The sequence below is a fragment of the Acinetobacter portensis genome, from assembly GCF_009372215.1.
GTDB lineage: Bacteria > Pseudomonadota > Gammaproteobacteria > Pseudomonadales > Moraxellaceae > Acinetobacter > Acinetobacter portensis.
On the sequence record NZ_LWRV01000009.1, the window covers coordinates 1 to 1,175 of the forward strand.

At 40.3% G+C, this 1,175-nt stretch carries 1 protein-coding gene and 1 pseudogene; one reads left to right on the top strand and one right to left on the bottom strand.

The window, feature by feature from the left end:
- A partial coding sequence (locus A6M14_RS00735; protein WP_152872867.1) for an integrase core domain-containing protein occupies positions 1-733 on the top strand: 733 nt, incomplete at its 5' end.
- 57 nt (positions 734-790) lie between these two features.
- On the opposite strand, the pseudogene A6M14_RS00740 reads toward A6M14_RS00735, so the two are convergent.
- Positions 791-1,162, bottom strand: a pseudogene (locus A6M14_RS00740) (integrase core domain-containing protein); the annotation flags it as partial.
- Positions 1,163-1,175 lie beyond the last annotated feature (13 nt).

Genomic DNA, 1,175 nt, shown 5'->3' on the forward strand with positions numbered 1-1,175 from the left:
GTTTTTAGGATTTGGCTATATATGGCTTCGTCATGATTTAGAGAACTTTAAGAAGCGTTTAAAAGCACTTGAGGCTAAAGTGGCACAGGATGGTATTGAATTAAATGATCACCAGATTGCGGCACTTGAACGTAAGCATGAGGATGACGTTGCTTGTGGTGAAATCGAAACAGCTCATCCAGGCTATTTAGGCGCGCAAGACACCTTTTGTGTCGGGAATCTCAAAGGTGTTGGACGAATCTACCAACAAACATTTATCGACACTTATAGCAAGGTCGTTCATTGCAAGCTCTATACAACAAAAACACCGATTACAGCGGCTGATTTACTCAATGATCGTGTGTTGCCATTCTATCAATCTCAGGACTTACCAATGCTTCGCATCCTCACAGACAGAGGTACTGAGTATTGCGGTAAGGTAGAACAACATGACTATGAATTGTATCTGGCAGTCAATGATATTGATCACACGAAGACAAAAGCAGCTTCCCCGCAAACCAATGGTATATGTGAGCGTTTCCATAAGACGATTTTGCAGGAGTTCTATCAAATTACGTTTAGGAAGAAGCTTTATAGCTCATTGGAAGAATTACAAGTTGATCTAGACGATTGGCTGAAATTCTATAATACTGAACGGACTCATCAAGGAAAAATGTGCTGTGGTCGTACACCACTTGAAACTTTACTTGATGGAAAACGGATTTGGGCTGAGAAGAATTTAGCTCAAATTTAACCTGACAGACACAATAAAAAATGGGTAACTGTCAGATCAGGTTTGAGCTAGTACAAGTTAGGCCACGTGACCTAACGGGTTAATCTTATCATAGTACATTGCTTCAAACTCAAAAGGCGATACATAACCCAATGCGCTGTGTACACGCTTTTTGTTGAACCAATCTACCCAATTTAATGTCGCAAGTTGTACATCCGCTAAACCTTGCCAGTCTGCTTTTAAATATTCAATCACCTCTGTTTTGTATAACCCATTCACTGTTTCAGCCAAAGCGTTATCGTATGAATCACCGGTCGTACCGACTGATGCTCGTAAATTTGCTGCTTCTAAACGATTGGTATAGCGAATTGAAAGATATTGAACACCTCTATCTGAATGATGAATCACATTCTTAGGCATACCTCGGTCATGCAATGCTTGCTCTATAGCCAAATCCTAAAAA